We start from the raw sequence: 20,991 nt of genomic DNA on the forward strand, positions 1-20,991 counted from the left end.
TTAAAAGGATAACATAAAAAAGCGCTGAACCGTTAGTGCAGCGCTTTTTTGCAGAACAAAAGTGAGAGTGGATTAAACTTCCATTAACTCTTTTTCTTTTGTTGCTAAAACGTCATCAACTTTCTTAACTGCTGCATCAGTCAGTTTTTGAATCTCGTCTTGTGCTTTACGATCTTCATCTTCAGAAATTTCTTTGTCTTTTAATAACGCTTTTAGATCACCGTTAGCATCACGACGAATGTTACGGATAGCAACACGACCACCTTCAGCTTCGCCACGAACAATCTTAACAAGGTCTTTACGACGCTCTTCTGTTAGTGGTGGAAGTGGTACGCGAATAACAGTACCAGCAGACATTGGGTTTAGGCCTAAGTCTGACATCATAATCGCTTTTTCGATTAAAGGCGTCAGTTCGCGGTCAAATACTGTGATTGCTAGTGTACGTGCATCTTCAGCAACAACGTTAGCAACTTGATTTAGTGGCGATTGAGCGCCGTAGTATTCAACAGAAATACCAGACAATAAACTTGGGTGTGCACGACCAGTACGGATCTTAAGTAGGTTATTCTTTAGAGAATCTACACTTTTGTCCATGCGCTCTTGCGCGTCTTTTTTAATTTCGTTAATCACAATATCACCTTAATGATTTATTCTTAGAGAGCACTTTATCGTACTAAAGCACTCTTGAGTCATTGCTAAGTTAATTTAAACAGTACAGTAGAAATAAGAGTATTACTCTACATCGCTGATTAAAGTACCTTCAGTCTCACCCATTACCACGCGACGTAATGCGCCAGGCTTATTCATATTAAATACGCGAATTGGCATTTTGTGATCACGTGCAAGCGTAAACGCAGCCAAATCCATAACTTTCAACTCTTTTTCAAGAATTGAGTTATAAGAAAGCTTATCATACAACTCTGCGTCTGGGTTTGCTACTGGATCAGCGGTAAATACACCATCAACTTTTGTTGCTTTTAAAACAATGTCAGCTTCAATTTCAATGCCACGTAGACAAGCTGCTGAATCCGTCGTGAAGAATGGGTTACCTGTACCTGCAGAGAAGATAACAACACGGCCTTGACGTAATTGGCTAATCGCATCAGCCCAGTTGTAATCGTCACATACACCTTTTAAAGGAATAGCTGACATTACACGAGCATTAACGTATGCGCGGTGAAGTGCGTCACGCATTGCTAAACCATTCATTACCGTTGCAAGCATACCCATGTGGTCACCGACTACGCGGTTCATTCCTGCTTCTGCAAGACCAGCACCACGGAATAAGTTACCACCACCAATAACTACACCCACTTGCACGCCAAGTTCTACTAACTCTTTTACTTCTTGAGCCATACGGTCAAGTATGGTTGGATCGATACCAAAGCCTTCTTCGCCTTGAAGTGCTTCACCACTTAGTTTAAGTAGAATACGTTGGTACGCAGGTTTAGGATTCGTTGTCATGAAGTATACCTTTCAAGAGAGTTGTTGATTAACAGTCATGAATATAAACTATTTTCACCACAATAGAGCAACCGATTGCAATATTGCATCATATATAATTTAGATTCATCACAGCTAATCTTCATTAGCTAGTCATAAAAAGACCGCAGCAATGGCCACGGTCTTTTCTTTCATTAGTACGCTAGGGATTAACCTTTTTGTACCGCTGCAACTTCGTCTGCGAAGCTCATTTCAGCCGCTTTCTCGATACCTTCACCAACTTCTAAACGAACGAAGGTAGATACTGATGCGCCTTTCTCTTTAAGAATTTCAGCAACAGTTTTCTTAGGTTCCATGATGAAAGCTTGACCAGTTAGAGAAACTTCGCCCGTGAATTTCTTCATACGGCCGATAACCATTTTCTCAGCGATCTCTTGAGGCTTGCCTTCGTTCATAGCGATTTCAACTTGAACAGCTTTCTCTTTTTCTACTACGTCAGCAGGTACGTCAGATGGGTTAACGTACTCAGGCTTAGAAGCAGCAACGTGCATAGCGATATGCTTAAGAGTTTCGCCTTCGCCTTCACCAGCGACAACAACACCGATTTTCTCACCGTGACGGTAAGAAGCAAGAGCTACACCTTCAACGATTTGAACACGACGGATGCTGATGTTCTCACCGATTTTAGTTACTAGTGCGATACGAGCTTCTTCGAATTTAGCTTGAAGAGCTTCGATGTCTAGACGTTCTGCTAGAGCAACTTCAGCAACTTCGTTAGCGAATGCTAGGAAACCAGCATCTTTTGCTACGAAGTCAGTTTGACAGTTAACTTCTAGAAGCGCTGCAACGCCAGCGTCTTCTTTAATGATGATTGCGCCTTCAGCTGCAACGTTACCAGCTTTTTTAGCTGCTTTCGCTGCGCCAGATTTACGCATGTTTTCAATTGCTAGCTCGATATCGCCTTCAGCAGCAACAAGAGCTTTTTTACATTCCATCATGCCCGCAGCTGTGCGTTCACGAAGTTCTTTAACTAGAGCTGCAGTTACAGTTGCCATTCTCTATTCCTCAGTTAATTCTAAAAAAGATAAAAAACAGGGGCCTCATTAGTTGGCCCCTGATATTGACTGTATTTAGTGTGCTTAAGTCATCAATTATGACAGCTTAATATGAACTAAATATGGCTCAGAGCCGCTATTATTCAGCTTCTACGAAACCGTCTTTTTCAGCAGCAACAGCAGCGTCTTTGTTACGACCTTCTTTAACCGCGTCTGCAGCAGCGTTTAGGTAAAGCTGTACTGCACGGATTGCGTCATCGTTACCAGGAATGATGAAGTCAACGCCGTCTGGGTTAGAGTTAGTATCAACTACAGCGTAAACTGGGATACCTAGGTTGTTTGCTTCTTTAACTGCGATGTGCTCGTGATCAGCGTCGATTACGAATAGAGCGTCAGGTAGGCCGCCCATGTTTTTGATACCACCAAGAGATTTCTCAAGCTTCTCCATTTCGCGAGTGCGCATAAGAGCTTCTTTCTTAGTTAGTTTGTCAAAAGTACCGTCTTGAGCTTGCGCTTCAAGTTCTTTTAGACGCTTGATAGACTGACGAACAGTTTTGTAGTTTGTTAGCATACCGCCTAACCAGCGGTTGTTAACGTAGTACTGGTTGCTGTTGATAGCAGCTTCTTTAACAGCTTCAGATGCAGCGCGCTTAGTACCAACGAAAAGAACTTTACCTTTTTTCTCGCCAACTTTAGCTAGTTCAGCTAGAGCTTCGTTGAACATTGGTACAGTTTTTTCTAGGTTGATGATATGAACACGGTTACGAGCGCCAAAGATGAATGGCTTCATTTTTGGGTTCCAGTAACGAGTTTGGTGACCGAAGTGAACACCAGCTTTAAGCATATCGCGCATTGATACAGTTGCCATTTTAAAATCCTCTATGGGGTTAGGCCTCCACACTTCCCATGAATCCGACCCCTAACCTATCAGGCATAAACCTAATCGTTGAAGCACCCCGGAACATGTGTCGAAATGTGTGTGATTTAAAGATAATTAAGTATAGATTCCCGAATCGCATCGCTAAAAAGAGACAACAATCCGTTAATCTGGCGCGCTTTATATCATACTTTACTGGTCTTTTTCCAGTAAAAAGGGCTTTTGATAGTGAAAAAAACAACACTGCGCGATGAAAGAATCTAGTGACCTTAAAAAGGATTTCAATTGCGATTACGTTCTGCACTGTTAGAATAACTATAAAGAGACGAGAGTGGACCATATTTCGAGTCAGCTCCATAGCAATAGAGAAAGCCCATGTCTGTAAAAATTAAAAACGCAGAAGAAATTGAAAAAATGCGCACTGCTGGTCAACTTGCCGCTAATGTACTTGAAATGATCGAACCTCATGTAAAGGCTGGCGTTAGCACTGAAGAGTTAGACCAAATTTGTCATAAGTATATTACTGAAGTACAACAAGCCATTCCTGCACCACTAAACTACCATGGCTTCCCTAAATCTATTTGTACCTCAATTAACCATGTTGTTTGTCACGGCATCCCAAGCCAAAGTGATGAAATGTTTGGTTCAATATCTCGCCCAGGTATTTTAAAAGATGGTGACATTGTCAACATTGACATCACGGTTATTAAAGATGGCTACCACGGTGACACATCGAAAATGTTCCTAATTGGTGATGTATCTCCAGCTAACCGCCGTTTAGCTATGGTTGCTCAAGAAAGCCTGTACATCGGTATGAAAAAAGTTAAGCCAGGTGTAAAACTTGGTGAGATTGGTACTGCCATCGAGAAGTACATCAAAACAAATAATAAAAATAACCCTCGTGCTAAATTTTCAATTGTAAAAGATTACTGTGGTCACGGCATTGGCGCTGAGTTCCATGAAGATCCACAAGTTGTGCACTACAAAAACAACGATCGCACTGTTTTAAAAGCTGGCATGGTCTTTACTATTGAACCTATGATCAATGCAGGTAAATTCGGTTGTCGTCTAGATGAAGAAGATAACTGGACCGTTTACACAGGCGACCATAAAAACTCGGCTCAATGGGAACACACACTACTCGTGACTGAAACTGGCTGTGAAGTGCTAACACTGCGTAAAGATGAAACGATCCCACGTCATCTTGTAAACTAAACCGGCTAAAAAGTCGCGAAGCTGCAAGGGTTAATTTAACTGAGCTTCAATAACTTTTCTGACCAATATATCCCTATGATTATCAATCGTAGGGATATTTTTTATCTCTCGCGATTATTCTGGTAAATTAAAGTCTCTTACTTTTATTTGCATGGAACGCGATGTATGCCTTTTCTATCACCAACCACTTTTAAAGATGACCAGCTCACCGTTCTAGGTCTCAAGCCTCAGCTAGACCAATTTACCGATTATCAAAAAGAACAGTTTCTCAATCACCACTCTGTGACTGATTTGGTATTAATGCGTTCTGATTATATGGACCAGTTACTGATAAGGCTTTGGCGCTTTTTAGGTTTAGCTGATTTACATAATATTAGCCTTGTCGCTGTTGGTGGTTACGGTCGTGGTGAATTGCACCCACTCTCTGATATCGATATTCTCGTTGTTTCCAATAAAAAACTGCCTGACAATATTGGGGCTAAAGTTAGCGAGTTTATTACCTTTCTTTGGGATCTAAAACTTGAAGTAGGCCATGCTGTTCGCACTATAAATGAATGCCAGACTATAGGCTCAGAGGACCTCACTGTCGCAACTAACTTGCAAGAATCTCGGTTACTGTGTGGCAGTGAAGATACCTTCCAAGCATTAAAAATGTTGATACATTCCGAATCATTTTGGCCAAGTGATGTTTTTTATACGGCCAAGTTACAAGAGCAAAAAGATCGCCACGCTCGCTACCATGATACGACTTATAACCTAGAACCGGATATCAAATCAACGCCTGGTGGATTACGTGATATTCATACTTTAAGCTGGGTGGCGCGCCGCCATTTTGGTGCAACGTCATTACTTGAGATGAGCCGTTATGGTTTCTTAACTGATGCAGAATATCGTGAATTGGTTGAGTGCCAAGACTTCCTGTGGCGTGTACGCTTTGCTCTGCATATTGAATTAAGACGCTATGACAACCGCCTCACCTTTGGCCATCAAGCACAAGTTGCCGAAAATTTAGGTTTTATTGGTGAGGGTAACCGTGCTGTGGAAATGATGATGAAGGAGTTTTATCGTACCCTTCGTCGTGTTTCTGAATTAAACAAGATGCTATTAAAGCTGTTTGACCAAGCGATTTTGAATCATGGCACAAACGAACAAGCCGTTATTCTCAGTGATGATTTTCAACGCCGTGGTTCATTAATTGAGGCAAGAAAACCGGCTCTGTTTCAAGCTAGACCAGAAACTATCCTAGATATGTTCCTACACATCGCTAACGACTCAACCATTGAAGGGGTAAGCCCACCAACCTTACGCCAGTTACGTACAGCGCGCCGACGATTAAATAAGTTTCTGCATACTATTCCGGCGGCTCGTGAGAAGTTTATGGAGTTGGCTCGCCACCCCAATGCATTACATAAAGCGTTTAGCCTCATGCACCGCTTGGGCGTATTAGCGGCGTACCTGCCTCAGTGGAGCCAAATTGTAGGTCAGATGCAGTTTGATCTTTTCCATGTTTATACTGTCGATGAGCACAGTATTCGACTGCTCAAACACATCAATCGTTTTAGTGAACCGGAAAATCATACTAAGCACCCTATTTGCTGTGAGGTTTATCCTCGAATTCAAAAGAAAGAGCTGCTCATCCTTGCCGCTATATTCCATGATATCGGTAAAGGTCGTAATGGTGATCACTCAGAGATAGGGGCAATCGAAGCCTATCATTTCTGCATCGAGCATGGGTTAGCAAAATCAGAGGCTAAGTTAGTTGCTTGGCTCGTACAAAGCCACCTGCTTATGTCTGTCACAGCCCAGCGCCGTGATATTTACGACCCTGAGGTTATCACCGAGTTTGCAGAAAAGGTTCGTGATGAAGAGTCGCTCGACTACTTAGTCTGTTTAACTGTGGCTGATATCTGTGCAACAAACCCTGAGATTTGGAATAGCTGGAAGCGCACTTTACTTGCAGAGCTTTACCATTCGACTCAAAGAGCACTACGTCGAGGCTTAGAGAACCCTGTCGATGTAAGGGATCGTATTCGCCATAACCAGCAACTTGCATCTGCCCTATTGCGCAAAGAAGGATTTAGCGCACGTAACATTGAGGTGCTTTGGCAGCGCTTTAAAGCTGATTATTTCTTACGTCATACGCATACACAAATTGCATGGCATTGTGAGAATTTACTCAGCCAATCCGATCCTCAACAGCCGTTAATTTTAATCAGTAAAAAACCAACACGTGGTGGCACTGAGGTCTTTGTTTACTGCAAAGATCAACCCGCCCTTTTTGCTACTGTTGTTGCTGAGCTAGATAGACGTAATTTTAACGTTCATGATGCGCAAGTGATGATGAGTAAGGATGGCTTCATTATTGATACATTTATGGTGCTCGACCAACATGGCGAAGCTATCGATGAAAGCCGCCACAAAGCCGTGACAAAGCATCTAATGCATGTGATTGCGGACGGAAGACCGACCAAAATTAAAGTCCGTAAAACACCACGCAATTTACAGCACTTTAAAGTAAAGACTCGTATTGAGTTCCTACCGACTAAAAGTAAAAAACGTACGTTAATGGAGTTGGTTGCACTTGATAAACCGGGCTTGCTGGCTAAAGTCGGTGCGACATTTACTGAACTAGGTATGCATTTACATGGCGCAAAAATAACTACCATAGGTGAAAGAGCAGAAGATTTATTTATTCTGACGAGTGAACACGGTGGTCGCTTAAGCCCTGAAGAACAACAAAGCCTCTATCAATGCTTAATGAACAACTTATCTGAACCAAAAGAGTAACCAGACCGCCCTCCAGTCGTTTCGTATCTGAAGCGACTGGATTGTCTCTTTTCCGCGATCTCAACCACAGTTAATCAATCAAGTCCTATTCTATCTACCTAACTCCCATCCTGACTGCTACAGTAATTTATCTAACCTATAGATAAATAAGGGTGATTATGTACACACAGCTCACAGCCCTCGGTATCCAAGAGCCAACTCAAATTGAACGCTTTTCTTTACGCCAAGAGGCTCAAAAAGATATTCTAAAAATCTATTTCCATAAACAGAAAGGGGAACTTTTTGCCAAGAGCATTAAATTCAAATACCCACGTAGAGTTAAAAGTGTCTTACCAAATGGTGGGCAAGGTCAATATCGGGAAGTGACTGAAATCAATCGCAGTTTAACTTTAGTGATTGAAGAGCTTAATACGATAACCAAACCGCAAAAAGTGACCGACCAAGATATAAAGAATAAAATTTTGAAAGATTTAAGGCATTTAGAAAAAGTGGTTGCGAGTAAAATTGATGAAATAGAGGCTGATCTCGCTAAATTACAGTAAGTTGTCAATAAAAGGCATCCCTGCCTATCTATGATTGCTACCTACTAGGATAACGGCATACCATCCATTGGGATTGAAGTCGCTAATAAGTCAGACGACTCAAAAATATCTAACCACTCAAATTGCGTGAGGAGTTGTTGCCATGTTGGATCAAATGCCGCCTTCATAACCAACTCTTTGCCAGTAAATGGGTGGATAAAACTGAGTTCTGAAGCATGTAATAATAAGCGGTGCGAGTCATAGTGATCTCTAAATAACTTATTGTGCTTACCATCACCATGTGAAGTATCACCGACAATAGGGTGTCTTAAATGGGCCATATGGCGACGAAGTTGGTGTTTACGACCCGTCTTTGGTTTCATTTCAACCAGACCATAACGACTGGTTGGGAAGCGCCCTGTCGATAGTGGTACTTCTACCTTACCCAGAGGCTGATAGTCAGTGATCGCCTCTTGGGCTTCTTTATCTGCACGAGCAAACTTATCCGCTATTTTATCGAGCTCGACTTTCAAAGGGTAATCGAGCGTTGCCCCTTCTTCTATCCAACCCCTAACAATAGCATGATACGTTTTTTGCATTTCATGATTCGCAAACATCGGCATCACCTGTGCGGCAACTTCACTTGAAAGAGCAAAAACCAAAACACCGGATGTCGGTCGATCTAAGCGATGTAGTGGAAACACATGCTGGCCAATTTGATCACGCAATGTCTGCATGACAAATTGAGTCTCATGCTTATCTAACCATGAGCGATGAACTAGCATACCCGCAGGCTTATTCACCGCGACAAAATACTCATCTTGAAAAATAATCTCTAACATCTAAGCGCATACCTTATCTATCTTTTCTAATAGACTTAAAATAGGGTGAAACTCCGGTGACGCTTGCCAAACTTGAGCAAAATAAGGCAAGACAGAAAAACCTCTTGGTAGAGCTTGATTCTCCAAAAGCATTTGGTTTAGTTTCGCGATAAATACCCACTGAATCCATTGCTCAGGCTCTAGTGTATCAATAGAGAAAGGTTCGCAGCTCGATAATTGAGCATCCGATGGTGGGACATTATCCCATAAACCAAGTTGCTGCAGTTTTTCTTCAAGTTCCCGCAATAATGGGGTAATTTGTTGTGATATTAGTGTGGAAGTTGTCATTCTTCACCCGGAATTTTATGTTTAACCTTGAAATTAGGTCATAGAGTACCATTTATTGAATAAAGAAAGTTAGGACCTATTTATCCATGGATACCATTAATTCGTTAACTCAACTGCTACAGCAAAGCGGCTGCCAATATAAGATTTTCGATCTTGGGCGTCGTATTCAGCCAATCACCAGTGATGTATTTGAAAGTGTAGAGCAAGGAATGCAGCCTTACCCTTACCCTCTACAACGTCATGCAAACCTTGCGATTGCTTATTGGAATAGTGATCAACAACCATGGATTTGGTTTTTAAAATTTAGCCTTGATGAACGTGGGTTATTCAAGCACGCTGACATTGGCAACTTTCTAAAGTACGTACTTGAAGCAATGGGCTCACGCTTAAATCAAACCATGAGTGAAGAGCAACAGGAAAAGCTGGCTAATAACCCTTACACCTTTAAGCCTTCGGAAGATAAAATGGCATTGTTTCATAGCCAAATTCGCGCGCAGCTAAAGCTACCAACCAGTCAGTATTACCCACATGCCTTAGCGTATTTTAAAGGCGACCTAGGCTGGGATAATTGGCAAACAGTCGGCCTACAAGGTATTACTGATATTGCAGCTCGCTTAGATGAAAACCAAAATACCGTAACCGTTCGTAAAGCTTTACCTCATCTTAGCAATGAACCACTGTATGCCCTATTAGGTGCTTTAGAGCACGTTAATTTGAACGATAAACTCAGTGAGCGCTTAGTTGAGTTAATCGAACAAGAGATTAACAGTGATGAACGTGATTTATTCCTAATTTCAGCACTTGTTCGTGCGCTGTCAGGAGGAAAAGAGGCCGATATAAACTCAATAGTGAAACAAATACTAGCGAGCCCAACCCTCAGTCATCAAGAAATCTTGATCGGAATAGCTGGTAGAGCTTGGCAAACATTATGTGATTCAAGCGTGGCGGAACAATTTTTATTACGACTCGCTCAAACGCGCAATCAAACACTCTTTAACCAACTTTTTGCTGACTTAGTCATGTTGCCAAGTTTGCGCATGGTATTGCTGCCGATATTGCATGCAAATCCATCAGTAGAACTCACGAACGCATTGAATGAGCTTCAAAAGGCAACAAAATCGTAAGTTGTACCACTTCAGTTATGAGTGGAACCGGTATTCAACTAAGTTATAAGGATTATTAACTCATGATCAGCGATCTACTCGCGATTTTATTACTGAGCTTAGTCTGCTTTGCATTCTGGCAACAACGCAGGCAGTCTGAGCTAGCGAAAATGGCGATTACTCGTAAATGTGAGCAATTAGAGTTACAACTCGTTAGTATCGCATTTAGCGGCCATAAATTTAAAACGAAAAGTGGAAAATGGCGTTGGCATACTCAATATCATTTTGAGTTTTCAGCCTTAGGAGACGATTGCTACCAAGGGGAAATGACCATGCTAGGCTTTCGCCCTGCTCATTTTAATCTCCCACCTCATCGTATGCTTTAATACAAAAAAGAAAACCCCAACACCGAAGTGTTGGGGTTATATCTTACTTGCAGCAGTCCGGCTACCAAATAATGCTCCATGCATCATCCATAATAGTTGCTGATTACTTCAGCTTATCCTTATCATCGCCGTCCTAGCGGTGTCCTTTATATCCTAAATGCTAACCATTCTGGTTAACTCTCTTCACTTATTCCCTGAGCGGTGTCCCTGACATCGTCCTGATGTGAATCCAACCTTTATCCAAAAGGGTTCCTATCTTCCTTAAGGTTAATATCCTATCAACCCTAACATCCATATCCTTTCCACTACTCCATGCGGATAACTCACTCCTGAGTTACCAAAGCTTCAATCCTAAAGCTATCCTATTCATGTCCGCTTCCTGCCGACAAGGTTTAATTTACGCATTTAAAAGAAATGAACAAGGTGCTTTAGGTGATCATTTAACTCTGGGAAAGTTCAAAAAACACAAATAACATTATTATCAACCAGTTAAGCAAAACCTTGCCATATTTCCTATTGATTAAACTTACTTTTCTTACAGGCCATGTAAGCGATCTCGCACAAGACATTGCCCTTTTTACTCACTTCATATTAACTCGAACAAATAGATAGTGTGATCTAAAACACATTAGCCTAATGAGAGAAGACAAGGTACGATAATAGTAATCAAAGTGCGGAGGTAAAAAGATGTTAACAAAAGATATTTCTGATGAATTAGAGCAAGTCCTGAAAAGCCTACAAGCACAAGGAAAAGAACCAACCCTAGCCCTAGTTAAAGCACGTTTGAGTACTCCTGTCCCTATGCCCGCCTTGATTTCAACAATCAAAAGCTGGAAGGCACTTAACCGAGTACCAAAAGTTGAAATCGCGGTGTCATCGACAGATAACGACGATAAATTGAAACAGTTAGAACAGCAAATAGCAGCATTAACTTCTCGTGTGATAGCACTAGAGTCTCAACTAATGGAAAAATCATCATAATGAAAATTTGGGTCGATGCGGATGCGTGTCCAAAAGTAATCCGTGAAACAATATGCCGAGCGGCTGAACGCACTGGGGTTGAATGTACTTTTATTGCCAACCATATGGTACCTGTACCACAAAGAACTAATATTCATTCACTACAAGTCGAAAGCGGATTTGATGTGGCTGATAATGAAATCGTTCGTCGTACTGAAGCGGGCGATCTAGTCATTACATCTGACATCCCCCTAGCCGATGAAATAATCACTAAAGGAGGGCTTGCTCTTAGCTCTCGCGGTGAACTTTATACCAAGGAAACCATTAAGGCTCGCCTCAATATTCGTGACTTTATGGATACAATGCGCTCAAGCGGTATACAAACTGGTGGACCAAGCAGTTTATCTCAAACGGATAGAAGAGAGTTTGCCAACCACCTAGATCGTATTTTAGCGAAACGTTAGTCATTTTAACCAACGTTTTATAGATATAAAAAAACCTGCAACATGCGCAGGTTTTTTGTCTTTGTACAGCGAGACTTCTCTAATTAAGGCGTGTAGTACGTTGCCGCACCTGGACCTACAGGGAAACCAAATAGGAATACCCAAACATAGAAAAGAATGCTCCAACCAACCATGAATACCATTGAGTATGGCAGCATAGTTGCGATCAGAGTACCAATACCTAAGTTCTTCATGTAACGACTCGCTACCGCTAAGATAAGACCGAAGTAGCTCATCATTGGGGTAATAATATTCGTTACTGAATCACCAATACGGTATGCCGCTTGAATCGTTTCTGGCGCGTAGCCAACCAGCATTAACATTGGTACAAAAATTGGTGCAGTTACAGCCCATTGTGCTGATGCAGAACCAACCATCAAGTTAATAAAGCCACACATGAGGATGAAAGCAAAGAATAATGCAGGGCCTGTTAAACCAATCGTTTGTAGGAAATCAGCACCACCAACTGCGATCACTTGACCAAAGTTAGTCCAGTTAAAGAAAGCAACGAATTGTGCAGCGAAGAATACTAATACAATGTACAGACCCATTGATGACATTGATTTCGCCATCGCATTAATCACATCGCGATCAGTCTTCATTGTGCCAACAGTTTTACCGTAAACAAAACCAGGGACAGCAAAAGAAACAAAGATGAAAGCAACGATACTTTTCAAAAATGGTGAGCCGGCAACAAGACCAGTTTCTGGATGACGCAAGATGCCACTTTCAGGAACAATCGTAGACGCTAATACACCAGCAACGACTAAAATTGATAGACCTGCTAGTTTTAAGCCTTTCTTCTCTTGGTCTGTCAAGCCACCCATCGTGTCATTTGACAGATCTTCTGCAGCTTCTTCAATATTGTATTTACCTAGTTTAGGCTCAACAATTTTCTCTGTTACCAAAGCACCAGCAATTGAGATAAAGAAAGTAGAAACAAACATGAAATACCAGTTTGATTCAGGACCAACGGTATAAGTTGGATCGAGCATTTGAGCAGCAGTTTCAGTAATACCTGATAAAAGCGGATCAACGGTACCGATAAGTAGGTTTGCTGAGTAACCACCAGATACACCAGCAAATGCAGCGGCTAAACCGGCTAAAGGATGGCGCCCTAAAGAGTGGAATAACATTGCTGAAAGTGGGATCAGTACAACATAACCTAGCTCAGAAGCTGTGTTAGAAATGATACCAGCAAAAACAACCGTAAAAGTAACCATGCGCTGAGATGCGCCCATTACCAAACCGCGCATTGCAGCAGAAAGAAGACCAGAGTGTTCTGCAATCGCAACACCAAGTAAAGCAACCAATACTGTGCCAAGAGGCGCAAAACCAGTAAAGTTAGTCACAAGGTTAGTAACTATGCGCTGTAAGCCTTCTGCGTTAAGAAGACTGACAACATGAATCATGCCATCAGCAGAGCGACCAGCTGCGCCTTCTGGACGAGGGTCCATAACCGCGACTTCAAAGTAGCCAGCAATGCCTGACATCGCAAGAAGAGCGACACAGAAGATAGCGAATAAAGTGATTGGGTGGGGTAAAAGGTTCCCCAAATATTCAACACTATTTAGAAAACGGGTAAATAGTGGCGTTTTAGGTGAATATTGTGTATTTGAAGCAGATGAACTCATCTGTTCCCTCCTTGTAGTTATTCCTGAGCAATTTTGATACAAATGTCAAAATGCCGGCAGAGGTTACGTGAGGAGTCGAATAATTAAAAGTCAAAAATGTTACTAAATATTACCCCAAGAGTGCTTTTTAACCAGAAATACACTTTTATTCAGATAATTCATCTACATAGATTACATAAACACATCATATAATTAATGACACATACAAGCCACAATAATATGCAACACGCGCATTGAATCATATTATTACGATGAATCTTCATTTTATGCTATTTTGCATTCAGTCTTATTGATTAATGAACAGATATGCACTCAATTGAACCGGTTGGTATAATTCAAAGCCCATATAAAGAAAAATTCGCCGTGCCAAGGCAACCAAGATTAACGCCAAGTGCTCGTGCTCGCATACAACTATGTAATGAAGCTAACTCACCAGAAGCAGTGCGTGGTATTGAGCAATTTAGTCACTTATGGATTCTATTTTTATTCGACCAAAATTTATCTGCTGGCTGGAAACCAACCGTGCGCCCTCCAAGGCTTGGTGGCAATGAAAGAGTTGGTGTGTTTGCATCAAGAGCGACCTTTCGCCCCAATGGAATTGGAATGTCTGCAGTAGAACTAAAAGGGGTTTCCCAGCAAGGTAGCCAAATATTTTTGGAACTCGGCAGTGTCGATTTAGTTGATAAAACCCCTATTATCGATATTAAGCCATACATCCCTTATTCTGATTCAATACCGGATGCATGCGGCGGTTTTGCTGATGTAGAGCCGACAACGCTAGAAGTAAACTTTACCCCACAGGCAATCGAGAGCTTACAGACACACTCTGACGGGCAGCATATAATACAAGTAATAAAAGAAGTATTAGCTCAAGACCCTCGCCCTGCTTATAAGAAAGGTAAGCCTGATGATCGTGAATATGCGGTAAATTTGTTCGATTTAAATGTAAAGTTCACAGTTACCCCTCTTTTCATTAATGTAACTGCAATTGAACGCTTTTGAGTTTGCTCTTAGACTGATATTATTCACAGCTACATTCGATTTATTGCTGACAGCAGTCTACAATAAATTTTCTTTTTCTTAATGATGAACGGATAAAATAATGCGCACCAGTAACTATCTTCTTTCTACCCTGAAGGAGACTCCAAACGACGCTGAAGTAATCAGCCACCAGCTAATGCTACGCGCGGGTATGGTCCGTAAACTGGCTTCAGGTCTATATACTTGGCTACCGACTGGTCTACGTGTGTTGCGTAAAGTTGAAAACATCGTTCGTCAAGAGATCGACAACGCAGGTGCAGTGGAAACACTGATGCCCGTTGTTCAGCCTTTTGAGCTTTGGGAAGAGACTGGTCGCTCTGAGACAATGGGCGCAGAACTGCTTCGCTTTACCGATCGCCACGAGCGTCCGTTTGTATTAAGCCCAACGGCAGAAGAAGTTATCACTAGCCTTGTTCGCAATGAAGTTAACTCATACAAACAGCTTCCGCTTAACCTGTACCAAATCCAAACTAAATTCCGCGATGAGCGTCGCCCTCGTTTTGGTGTTATGCGTGCTCGTGAATTTTCGATGATGGATTCATACAGCTTTGATATCGATAAAGAAGGTCTAGAAAAATCTTACCAAGCAATGCACGATGCTTACTGTAAAGCATTCGATCGTATGGGTCTTGTATACCGTCCAGTATTGGCAGACTCTGGCGCTATCGGTGGCAGTGGTTCACAAGAGTTCCACGTTCTAGCTGAAAGCGGTGAAGACTTAATCGCATTCTCTTCTGAATCTGATTACGCTGCGAACATCGAGAAAGCAGAAGCACTCGCTCCAACGACTGAGCTTGCAGCGCCTACTCAAGCAATGGAACTGGTTGATACGCCAAACGCTAAAACTATCGCTGAGCTTGTTGAGCAACACGATATGGCTATCGAAAAAACAGTGAAAACATTGTTTGTTAAAGCTTCAGATGAAATTGAAGACGATATCATTGCATTGATCATCCGTGGTGATCACGAGCTTAACGAAGTGAAAGCTGAGAACCTTCCACAGGTCGCTTCTCCACTAGAAATGGCTGAAGAAGCTGAGATCCGCGCTCTAGTTGGTGCTGGTCCTGGCTCTCTTGGTCCTGTAGGCCTTGAGCTGCCATTTATCGTTGATCGCTCGGTTGCTGTCATGAGTGACTTTGGCGCTGGCGCAAACGTAGATGGTAAGCACTACTTCGGTATCAACTGGGGTCGTGACGTTGAACTTGCTCAAGTTGAAGACTTACGTAATGTCGTAGAAGGTGACCTAAGCCCATGTGGTCAAGGTACAATTCAACTAAAACGTGGTATCGAAGTAGGTCACATCTTCCAACTGGGTAAAAAGTACTCAGAAGCAATGAACTGTAACGTACTTGGTCCTGATGGTAAGAGCGCTATCCTAGAGATGGGTTGTTACGGTATCGGTGTATCACGTGTTGTTGCTGCCGCTATCGAACAAAACAATGATAAGTTTGGTATTGTTTGGCCTGATGCTCTTGCACCATTCCAAGTCGCTATCGTTCCTATGAACATGCACAAATCTGATCGTGTTAAGCAAGCAGCTGAAAAACTGTACGCTGAACTAACGGCTATGGGCATCGAAGTACTCTTTGATGACCGTAAAGAGCGCCCAGGTGTTATGTTTAAAGATATCGAGCTTGTGGGTATCCCTCACACTATCGTGATTGGTGATCGCAGCATGGACGAAGGTAACTTTGAATATAAGAACCGTCGTACTGGTGACAAAGAAGTTATCGCTATTGATACTGTGCTTGACCACTTAAAATCACAGCTACAATAATTAGTCATATAAATTAGCTAAACACCGTTAATTTCGTGATTGAGCCCTCAAAGGTTGCCAAATATGGCAGCCTTTTTTATTACTCTTTATTCACTGTTCTTTTCATTTTAAAAGCGCTTGTGTATATTCGATGGCAATCTTACTCCTAATGATTAAAGGAATAAAAATGAAAATATACGATTGCTGTGATTTGATCCGTGAACTCTATTCGCAAATAGGTAGCGGCGATCAAGGTTACATCCCACAAGCGATTACTTGTGTTTTAAAAACTCTGAACGACATCGCTTCAGATGCTTCTCTGCCAAAAGAGACACGAGAAAGAGCTGCTTTCGCAGCCGCTAATTTATTAATCTCTGATTTCGAAGATTAATATGAACTTAAGCAATTTTGAAAGTATGGACCCTGTCATGTTGATGAGCATTATCAATATGAAGCTACGAGATGAATTCAATGGTGATTTAACAAAGTTAGTGAATTACTTTGAAATTGATCAAGCAGCACTCATCAAAAAGCTGGCGGATGCTGGGTTTGATTTTTTACCTGAAGCAAAGCAGTTTCGCTAACGGTTAGCATTCTAATCGCTGTTAATCCTAATGAATAAACAAAAAGAGCAGATGGCGGTTTAGCCAATCTGCTCTTATTTATTCTAATCAACGCTTGTTATTCTTAGCCGCTACAATAACCAACCGGCATAATGACCAACACCCCAAAGAGCAAAGCCTGCGATAACACCCGCGACGATATCATCAATCATGATACCTAAACCACCATGAACTCGCTTATCTAGCCAGCTAATTGGCCAAGGCTTTACCATATCAAAGAAGCGAAATAGCACAAAACCTGCCACTAACCATTTCCAATCCGTTACTGGTAAATTGAGCATAGGCACGATCGCCATAGTGATCCAAAGACCAGAGAACTCATCCCATACTATCGAACCGTGATCATGCACCCCCATATCATCGGAAGTCACTTGGCAAATTTTCACACCAACAATACAAGATAGAATCACTAAAATCACATAGAGATATAGAGGTAACTGCACCAGCAACAAATAAAATGGGATCGCCATTAAAGTGCCCATCGTTCCTGGGATCACTGGAGATAAGCCGCTACCAAATCCAGTGGCGAGTAAATGCCATGGGTTTTTTAATGAAATAAGTGAAAGTGGGTTTGCCATTATGCAGGTTCCTTAAAATGATCATAACCGGTTAAGTCCCAGTTAATCGCTGCGCCTTTGTTATGCAGTTCTAATTGGTTAGATGAAGTAATGATGCCAATACAAGTGACGTTATGGGTTTTCCCCTCACGACTCCATTGCTCTATTTTAGCTTGGCACTGACTCGGTACAGTAAAACACAATTCATACTCTTCACCGCTGGTTAATGCAAATTGTTGTGCTGTGATGAGATCGTCACTATAGCTCAATAAAGCTTCTGAAAGAGGGAGTTGACTGACATCCAACCGAGCCCCGACATTAGAACACTTTAAAATATGAGTTAAATCTGAAATAACCCCATCAGAAATATCAATGGCCGAAGATGCCATTGTGCGTAACGCCTCACCTAAATGAATTCTCGGTGTTGACTGGTAATGGCGTTGCTCTAACTCTAAAGCCCCCACTTTTTGGCTATTTTCAGAATCAAGGATCACTTCAAGCCCAGCTTTACTATCACCAAGATTACCTGATACATAGATTAGATCGCCAACCTGAGCACCATTGCGACGTAGCGCTTGATCTTTAGGAACAAAACCCTGCACAGTTAAGGTAATGCTTAACGGTCCTTTAGTGGTATCACCGCCAATAAGCTGAATACCAAATGTATCCGCTAATGCAAAAAAAGCATCACAAAAAGGCGCTAACCATGCTTCATCAGGCGTTGGCATTGTCAAAGCGAGCGATACCCAAGCTGGTGTTGCTCCCATTGCGGCTAAGTCACTGAGGTTAGAGGCTAACGCTTTATGAGCAACCCAAGCAGGGTTAGCGTCCAATAAGAAGTGAGTACCGGCTACTAATGTATCCGTACTAATCGCGATATGTACATTTTCAGGTGCAGTGACGAGTGCACAATCATCACCTGCCGCTAAAATTACATCCTTTCTCTGCTGCTGACGTTGACAAAAGTACTTATCAATTAGATTAAATTCACCAGGCATAAACCATCCATTTAGAGGCAATAATGAGGCTTATAGTGTACAAAAAAGGCCAGCATAATGCTGACCTTTTATCATGTATTTCGATAGACTATTATTTTTTACGTACATGGGGTGCTGCTTTATCAAGCACACCATTAATAAATTTATGACTATCTTCTGCTGCAAATACTTTCGCTAACTCAATCGCTTCATTGATAACCACTTTGTATGGTACATCATCACGACGAGTCATTTCGTACATCGCTAAACGTAGTAACGCTAGCTCCATCATATCCAAATCTTGCATTGGACGAGATAGGTATGGACGAAGTTTGCTATCCAGTTCCATGTGACTCAAAACCACACCTGTAAGCAGGTCACGGAAGTAAACCACGTCTGTTTCTGGCGCGCTTAGAGCAGGTTCTGATGCATGATTTGCTTCTTCATCATACTTACCACCAGTTAAGAACTGTTCTTCTACTGTGGCAACATTTTCTTTAGTAATTTGCCAAGAGTATATAGCTTGTAGAGCAAATTGACGTGCATTACGACGTGCGGCTGGTTTCACACTGGCCCCCATTAGGAATCGATTTCAGAAAGAACATTTATCATCTCAAGTGCGCTAAGTGCAGCTTCTGCACCTTTATTACCAGCCTTGGTTCCTGCGCGTTCAATAGCTTGATCGATAGTATCAACGGTTAATACACCAAATGCGACTGGAAGACTAAACTCCAATGACACTTGAGCTAAACCTTTATTACATTCACTACAAACATAGTCAAAGTGTGGAGTACCACCACGAATTACTGTACCTAGCGATACAATCGCGTCAAACTTACCTGTTTTGGCTACACGCTGAGCAACTAATGGTAATTCTACAGCACCAGGGCAACGCACAACTGTAATGTTGTCTTCGCTAACTTGACCATGACGCTTTAATGTGTCAATGGCAGCAGAAAGTAAACTTTCGTTAATAAAACTGTTGAAACGAGAAATAACGATAGCGATTTTTGCGTTTGGAGCTGCGAAGCTACCTTCTATCACTTTCATAAGCCTTCCTTTAACTATGTCTATCAAGTGAGAATCGCCGGATTCTACCATAAAACTGTGAGCAATATCTAATGGATATTTAGCTTTATCATACCGGCGACCTTGTCTGTGAATAAATTAATTCGCTGACTACTGGCTAATGCCTATATTCGTTGACTGCTTATTTACACACATATTCAACGACATTAAGACCAAAACCACCCAGAGCATGGTAGCGTTTATCGCTTGAAGAAAGCAGGCGCATATCACTAACACCAAGATCAGCCAGAATTTGAGAGCCAACACCAACACGACGTGAAGTGCCTTGTTTCTTAGCCATTGTTGGCGCTTCGCCCTTATCTTGAGCTTCAAATACTTTCACTTTATGGGTAATAGAATCAACCGATTCTTCGTTACCTAAAATAATCAGTACACCACCCTCTTCGCCAATTCGAGCCATCGCTTTATCCAGCGTCCAACTGCGCTCAGTACCGCGGTCAGAATGCAATAAATCGGTAAATGTATCATGTAAATGTACACGTACTAAAGGAGCACCAGTCGCCAGTTCCCCTTTTGTCATCGCATAATGAATTTGGTTGTCGATCGTGTCACGGAAAGTAACCAGCTCAAAATCACCAAAATCTGTTGGTAAGTGACATTGTGCAACGCGTTCGATGGTCGTTTCAGTGTTATTACGGTACTCAATAAGGTCCGCAATGGTTCCTAATTTAACGTCATGCTTTTCCGCAAAAATTTCTAAGTCAGGACGGCGAGCCATCGTGCCATCTTCATTCAAGATTTCGACAATAACTGAAGCCGGCTCCAAACCCGCTAAGCGCGCTAAATCACACCCCGCTTCTGTATGGCCAGCACGTGTTAAAACTCCACCTTCTTGTGCCGTTAGAGGGAAAATATGCCCTGGCTGAACCAAATCTGCCGCTCGTGCATTTTTCGCAACAGCAGCTTGTACCGTCACAGCACGATCAGAAGCTGAAATTCCGGTTGTTACCCCTTCAGCGGCTTCAATAGAGACCGTAAAGTTTGTTGTATATTGAGCATTATTGTCTTGAACCATAGGTGGTAAACCTAAGCGTTCACAGCGCTCTTTTGTCATGGTTAAACAAATCAAGCCACGACCGTGTGTTGCCATAAAATTGATCGCTTCAGGAGTGATGTGCTCTGCTGCCATGATCAGATCACCTTCATTTTCGCGATCTTCATCATCCATAAGAATGACCATTTTACCTAAACGAATATCTTCAATAATTTCTTGTGGGGTACTAATTGGCATGTTTTTTTCCTATCAATTCAGCTTCCTAGCAATCAAAGTCTAGGTAATAATGAGCTTTACTTTC

23 protein-coding genes are annotated in these 20,991 nt (G+C 41.9%); 11 read left to right on the forward strand and 12 right to left on the reverse strand.

Going from position 1 to position 20,991, the window contains the following annotated elements:
• Positions 1-72 precede the first annotated feature (72 nt).
• The 4 genes from frr to rpsB all read right to left on the reverse strand — a co-directional run bounded on the left by frr (position 73) and on the right by rpsB (position 3,366).
• Complete coding sequence (gene frr, locus BCU68_RS12800) at positions 73-630, reverse strand: ribosome recycling factor (protein ID WP_102565136.1); 558 nt, start codon at positions 628-630, stop codon at positions 73-75.
• A 102-nt stretch (positions 631-732) separates the two neighbouring features.
• Positions 733-1,464, reverse strand: a complete 732-nt coding sequence (gene pyrH, locus BCU68_RS12805) for a UMP kinase (RefSeq protein ID WP_102565137.1) — start codon at positions 1,462-1,464, stop codon at positions 733-735.
• A gap of 188 nt (positions 1,465-1,652) precedes the next feature.
• The gene (gene tsf / locus BCU68_RS12810; protein WP_102565138.1) at positions 1,653-2,498 is read right to left on the reverse strand and encodes a translation elongation factor Ts; all 846 of its coding nucleotides are present in this window, start codon (positions 2,496-2,498) and stop codon (positions 1,653-1,655) included.
• A gap of 139 nt (positions 2,499-2,637) precedes the next feature.
• A complete protein-coding gene (gene rpsB / locus BCU68_RS12815; protein WP_157935198.1) occupies positions 2,638-3,366 on the reverse strand; it encodes a 30S ribosomal protein S2 in 729 nt (242 codons plus the stop codon).
• Positions 3,367-3,750: 384 nt separating this feature from the next.
• Here rpsB and map point away from each other — a divergent pair, with 384 nt between their 5' ends.
• The 3 genes from map to BCU68_RS12835 all read left to right on the forward strand — a co-directional run bounded on the left by map (position 3,751) and on the right by BCU68_RS12835 (position 7,919).
• Complete coding sequence (gene map, locus BCU68_RS12825) at positions 3,751-4,590, forward strand: type I methionyl aminopeptidase (RefSeq protein ID WP_102565141.1); 840 nt, start codon at positions 3,751-3,753, stop codon at positions 4,588-4,590.
• A gap of 165 nt (positions 4,591-4,755) precedes the next feature.
• Positions 4,756-7,377 carry a bifunctional uridylyltransferase/uridylyl-removing protein GlnD gene (glnD, locus tag BCU68_RS12830; protein WP_102565142.1) on the forward strand — a complete coding sequence of 874 codons (2,622 nt, stop codon included), beginning with the start codon at positions 4,756-4,758 and terminating at the stop codon, positions 7,375-7,377.
• Between the two features lie 158 nt (positions 7,378-7,535).
• The gene (locus BCU68_RS12835; protein WP_102565143.1) at positions 7,536-7,919 is read left to right on the forward strand and encodes a DUF3461 family protein; all 384 of its coding nucleotides are present in this window, start codon (positions 7,536-7,538) and stop codon (positions 7,917-7,919) included.
• Between the two features lie 44 nt (positions 7,920-7,963).
• On the opposite strand, the gene truC is transcribed toward BCU68_RS12835, so the two are convergent.
• Together truC and BCU68_RS12845 are read right to left on the reverse strand one after the other, a co-directional pair.
• The gene (gene truC, locus BCU68_RS12840) at positions 7,964-8,740 is read right to left on the reverse strand and encodes a tRNA pseudouridine(65) synthase TruC (RefSeq protein ID WP_102565144.1); all 777 of its coding nucleotides are present in this window, start codon (positions 8,738-8,740) and stop codon (positions 7,964-7,966) included.
• Positions 8,741-9,067 (reverse strand): YqcC family protein, encoded by a 327-nt coding sequence (locus BCU68_RS12845; RefSeq protein WP_102565145.1) that lies wholly within the window; start codon positions 9,065-9,067, stop codon positions 8,741-8,743.
• Positions 9,068-9,153: 86 nt separating this feature from the next.
• On the opposite strand from BCU68_RS12845, the gene BCU68_RS12850 reads away from it, so the two are divergent.
• From BCU68_RS12850 to BCU68_RS12865, 4 genes are all read left to right on the forward strand, one after another.
• The gene (locus tag BCU68_RS12850; protein ID WP_102565146.1) at positions 9,154-10,191 is read left to right on the forward strand and encodes a DUF3549 family protein; all 1,038 of its coding nucleotides are present in this window, start codon (positions 9,154-9,156) and stop codon (positions 10,189-10,191) included.
• A 62-nt stretch (positions 10,192-10,253) separates the two neighbouring features.
• A complete protein-coding gene (locus tag BCU68_RS12855) occupies positions 10,254-10,556 on the forward strand; it encodes a DUF3301 domain-containing protein (RefSeq protein ID WP_102565147.1) in 303 nt (100 codons plus the stop codon).
• 687 nt (positions 10,557-11,243) lie between these two features.
• Positions 11,244-11,537, forward strand: coding sequence for a hypothetical protein (locus BCU68_RS12860; RefSeq protein WP_102565148.1), 294 nt, complete (start codon positions 11,244-11,246; stop codon positions 11,535-11,537).
• Positions 11,537-11,980: a YaiI/YqxD family protein gene (locus tag BCU68_RS12865; protein WP_102565149.1), complete on the forward strand. Its 444-nt coding sequence runs from the start codon at positions 11,537-11,539 to the stop codon at positions 11,978-11,980. The genes BCU68_RS12860 and BCU68_RS12865 overlap by 1 nt, the downstream gene beginning before the upstream one ends.
• 83 nt (positions 11,981-12,063) lie before the next feature.
• Here BCU68_RS12865 and BCU68_RS12870 read toward each other — a convergent pair whose 3' ends face one another.
• Positions 12,064-13,653, reverse strand: coding sequence for an AbgT family transporter (locus BCU68_RS12870; protein ID WP_102565150.1), 1,590 nt, complete (start codon positions 13,651-13,653; stop codon positions 12,064-12,066).
• A 306-nt stretch (positions 13,654-13,959) separates the two neighbouring features.
• Here BCU68_RS12870 and tsaA point away from each other — a divergent pair, with 306 nt between their 5' ends.
• The 4 genes from tsaA to BCU68_RS12890 all read left to right on the forward strand — a co-directional run bounded on the left by tsaA (position 13,960) and on the right by BCU68_RS12890 (position 17,034).
• Positions 13,960-14,655, forward strand: a complete 696-nt coding sequence (gene tsaA, locus BCU68_RS12875) for a tRNA (N6-threonylcarbamoyladenosine(37)-N6)-methyltransferase TrmO (RefSeq protein WP_102565151.1) — start codon at positions 13,960-13,962, stop codon at positions 14,653-14,655.
• A 100-nt stretch (positions 14,656-14,755) separates the two neighbouring features.
• Positions 14,756-16,471: a proline--tRNA ligase gene (locus BCU68_RS12880; RefSeq protein WP_102565152.1), complete on the forward strand. Its 1,716-nt coding sequence runs from the start codon at positions 14,756-14,758 to the stop codon at positions 16,469-16,471.
• Between the two features lie 166 nt (positions 16,472-16,637).
• Entirely contained in the window at positions 16,638-16,841 is a 204-nt protein-coding gene (locus BCU68_RS12885) for a YaeP family protein (protein WP_102565153.1), read from the forward strand.
• 1 nt (position 16,842) lies between these two features.
• A complete protein-coding gene (locus BCU68_RS12890; protein ID WP_102565154.1) occupies positions 16,843-17,034 on the forward strand; it encodes a DUF4250 domain-containing protein in 192 nt (63 codons plus the stop codon).
• A gap of 110 nt (positions 17,035-17,144) precedes the next feature.
• On the opposite strand, the gene pgpA is transcribed toward BCU68_RS12890, so the two are convergent.
• The 5 genes from pgpA to ribBA form a co-directional block, all read right to left on the reverse strand.
• A complete protein-coding gene (gene pgpA, locus BCU68_RS12895; RefSeq protein WP_102565155.1) occupies positions 17,145-17,651 on the reverse strand; it encodes a phosphatidylglycerophosphatase A in 507 nt (168 codons plus the stop codon).
• On the reverse strand, positions 17,651-18,628 hold the full coding sequence (gene thiL / locus BCU68_RS12900; RefSeq protein ID WP_102565156.1) for a thiamine-phosphate kinase: 978 nt from the start codon (positions 18,626-18,628) through the stop codon (positions 17,651-17,653). Before thiL ends, pgpA begins: the two co-directional genes overlap by 1 nt.
• Before the next feature lie 91 nt (positions 18,629-18,719).
• Positions 18,720-19,187 carry a transcription antitermination factor NusB gene (gene nusB / locus BCU68_RS12905; RefSeq protein WP_102565157.1) on the reverse strand — a complete coding sequence of 156 codons (468 nt, stop codon included), beginning with the start codon at positions 19,185-19,187 and terminating at the stop codon, positions 18,720-18,722.
• Positions 19,187-19,657: a 6,7-dimethyl-8-ribityllumazine synthase gene (ribE, locus tag BCU68_RS12910; RefSeq protein ID WP_102565158.1), complete on the reverse strand. Its 471-nt coding sequence runs from the start codon at positions 19,655-19,657 to the stop codon at positions 19,187-19,189. Before ribE ends, nusB begins: the two co-directional genes overlap by 1 nt.
• Positions 19,658-19,817: 160 nt before the next feature.
• Positions 19,818-20,927 (reverse strand): bifunctional 3,4-dihydroxy-2-butanone-4-phosphate synthase/GTP cyclohydrolase II, encoded by a 1,110-nt coding sequence (gene ribBA / locus BCU68_RS12915; RefSeq protein ID WP_102565159.1) that lies wholly within the window; start codon positions 20,925-20,927, stop codon positions 19,818-19,820.
• Positions 20,928-20,991: the final 64 nt, after the last annotated feature.

Source organism: Vibrio sp. 10N.286.49.B3 (assembly GCF_002873395.1).
In the GTDB taxonomy this organism is placed as follows: domain Bacteria; phylum Pseudomonadota; class Gammaproteobacteria; order Enterobacterales; family Vibrionaceae; genus Vibrio.

Bases quoted from the DNA above. Each gene is read 5' to 3' on its own strand.
- pyrH (WP_102565137.1), bottom strand. From the start codon at position 1,464: ATGACAACGAATCCTAAACCTGCGTACCAACGTATTCTACTTAAACTA.
- tsf (WP_102565138.1), bottom strand. From the start codon at position 2,498: ATGGCAACTGTAACTGCAGCTCTAGTTAAAGAACTTCGTGAACGCACA.
- rpsB (WP_157935198.1), bottom strand. From the start codon at position 3,366: ATGGCAACTGTATCAATGCGCGATATGCTTAAAGCTGGTGTTCACTTC.
- map (WP_102565141.1), top strand. From the start codon at position 3,751: ATGTCTGTAAAAATTAAAAACGCAGAAGAAATTGAAAAAATGCGCACT.
- glnD (WP_102565142.1), top strand. From the start codon at position 4,756: ATGCCTTTTCTATCACCAACCACTTTTAAAGATGACCAGCTCACCGTT.
- BCU68_RS12835 (WP_102565143.1), top strand. From the start codon at position 7,536: ATGTACACACAGCTCACAGCCCTCGGTATCCAAGAGCCAACTCAAATT.
- truC (WP_102565144.1), bottom strand. From the start codon at position 8,740: ATGTTAGAGATTATTTTTCAAGATGAGTATTTTGTCGCGGTGAATAAG.
- BCU68_RS12845 (WP_102565145.1), bottom strand. From the start codon at position 9,067: ATGACAACTTCCACACTAATATCACAACAAATTACCCCATTATTGCGG.
- BCU68_RS12850 (WP_102565146.1), top strand. From the start codon at position 9,154: ATGGATACCATTAATTCGTTAACTCAACTGCTACAGCAAAGCGGCTGC.
- BCU68_RS12855 (WP_102565147.1), top strand. From the start codon at position 10,254: ATGATCAGCGATCTACTCGCGATTTTATTACTGAGCTTAGTCTGCTTT.
- BCU68_RS12860 (WP_102565148.1), top strand. From the start codon at position 11,244: ATGTTAACAAAAGATATTTCTGATGAATTAGAGCAAGTCCTGAAAAGC.
- BCU68_RS12865 (WP_102565149.1), top strand. From the start codon at position 11,537: ATGAAAATTTGGGTCGATGCGGATGCGTGTCCAAAAGTAATCCGTGAA.
- BCU68_RS12870 (WP_102565150.1), bottom strand. From the start codon at position 13,653: ATGAGTTCATCTGCTTCAAATACACAATATTCACCTAAAACGCCACTA.
- tsaA (WP_102565151.1), top strand. From the start codon at position 13,960: ATGCACTCAATTGAACCGGTTGGTATAATTCAAAGCCCATATAAAGAA.
- BCU68_RS12880 (WP_102565152.1), top strand. From the start codon at position 14,756: ATGCGCACCAGTAACTATCTTCTTTCTACCCTGAAGGAGACTCCAAAC.
- BCU68_RS12885 (WP_102565153.1), top strand. From the start codon at position 16,638: ATGAAAATATACGATTGCTGTGATTTGATCCGTGAACTCTATTCGCAA.
- BCU68_RS12890 (WP_102565154.1), top strand. From the start codon at position 16,843: ATGAACTTAAGCAATTTTGAAAGTATGGACCCTGTCATGTTGATGAGC.
- pgpA (WP_102565155.1), bottom strand. From the start codon at position 17,651: ATGGCAAACCCACTTTCACTTATTTCATTAAAAAACCCATGGCATTTA.
- thiL (WP_102565156.1), bottom strand. From the start codon at position 18,628: ATGCCTGGTGAATTTAATCTAATTGATAAGTACTTTTGTCAACGTCAG.
- nusB (WP_102565157.1), bottom strand. From the start codon at position 19,187: ATGGGGGCCAGTGTGAAACCAGCCGCACGTCGTAATGCACGTCAATTT.
- ribE (WP_102565158.1), bottom strand. From the start codon at position 19,657: ATGAAAGTGATAGAAGGTAGCTTCGCAGCTCCAAACGCAAAAATCGCT.
- ribBA (WP_102565159.1), bottom strand. From the start codon at position 20,927: ATGCCAATTAGTACCCCACAAGAAATTATTGAAGATATTCGTTTAGGT.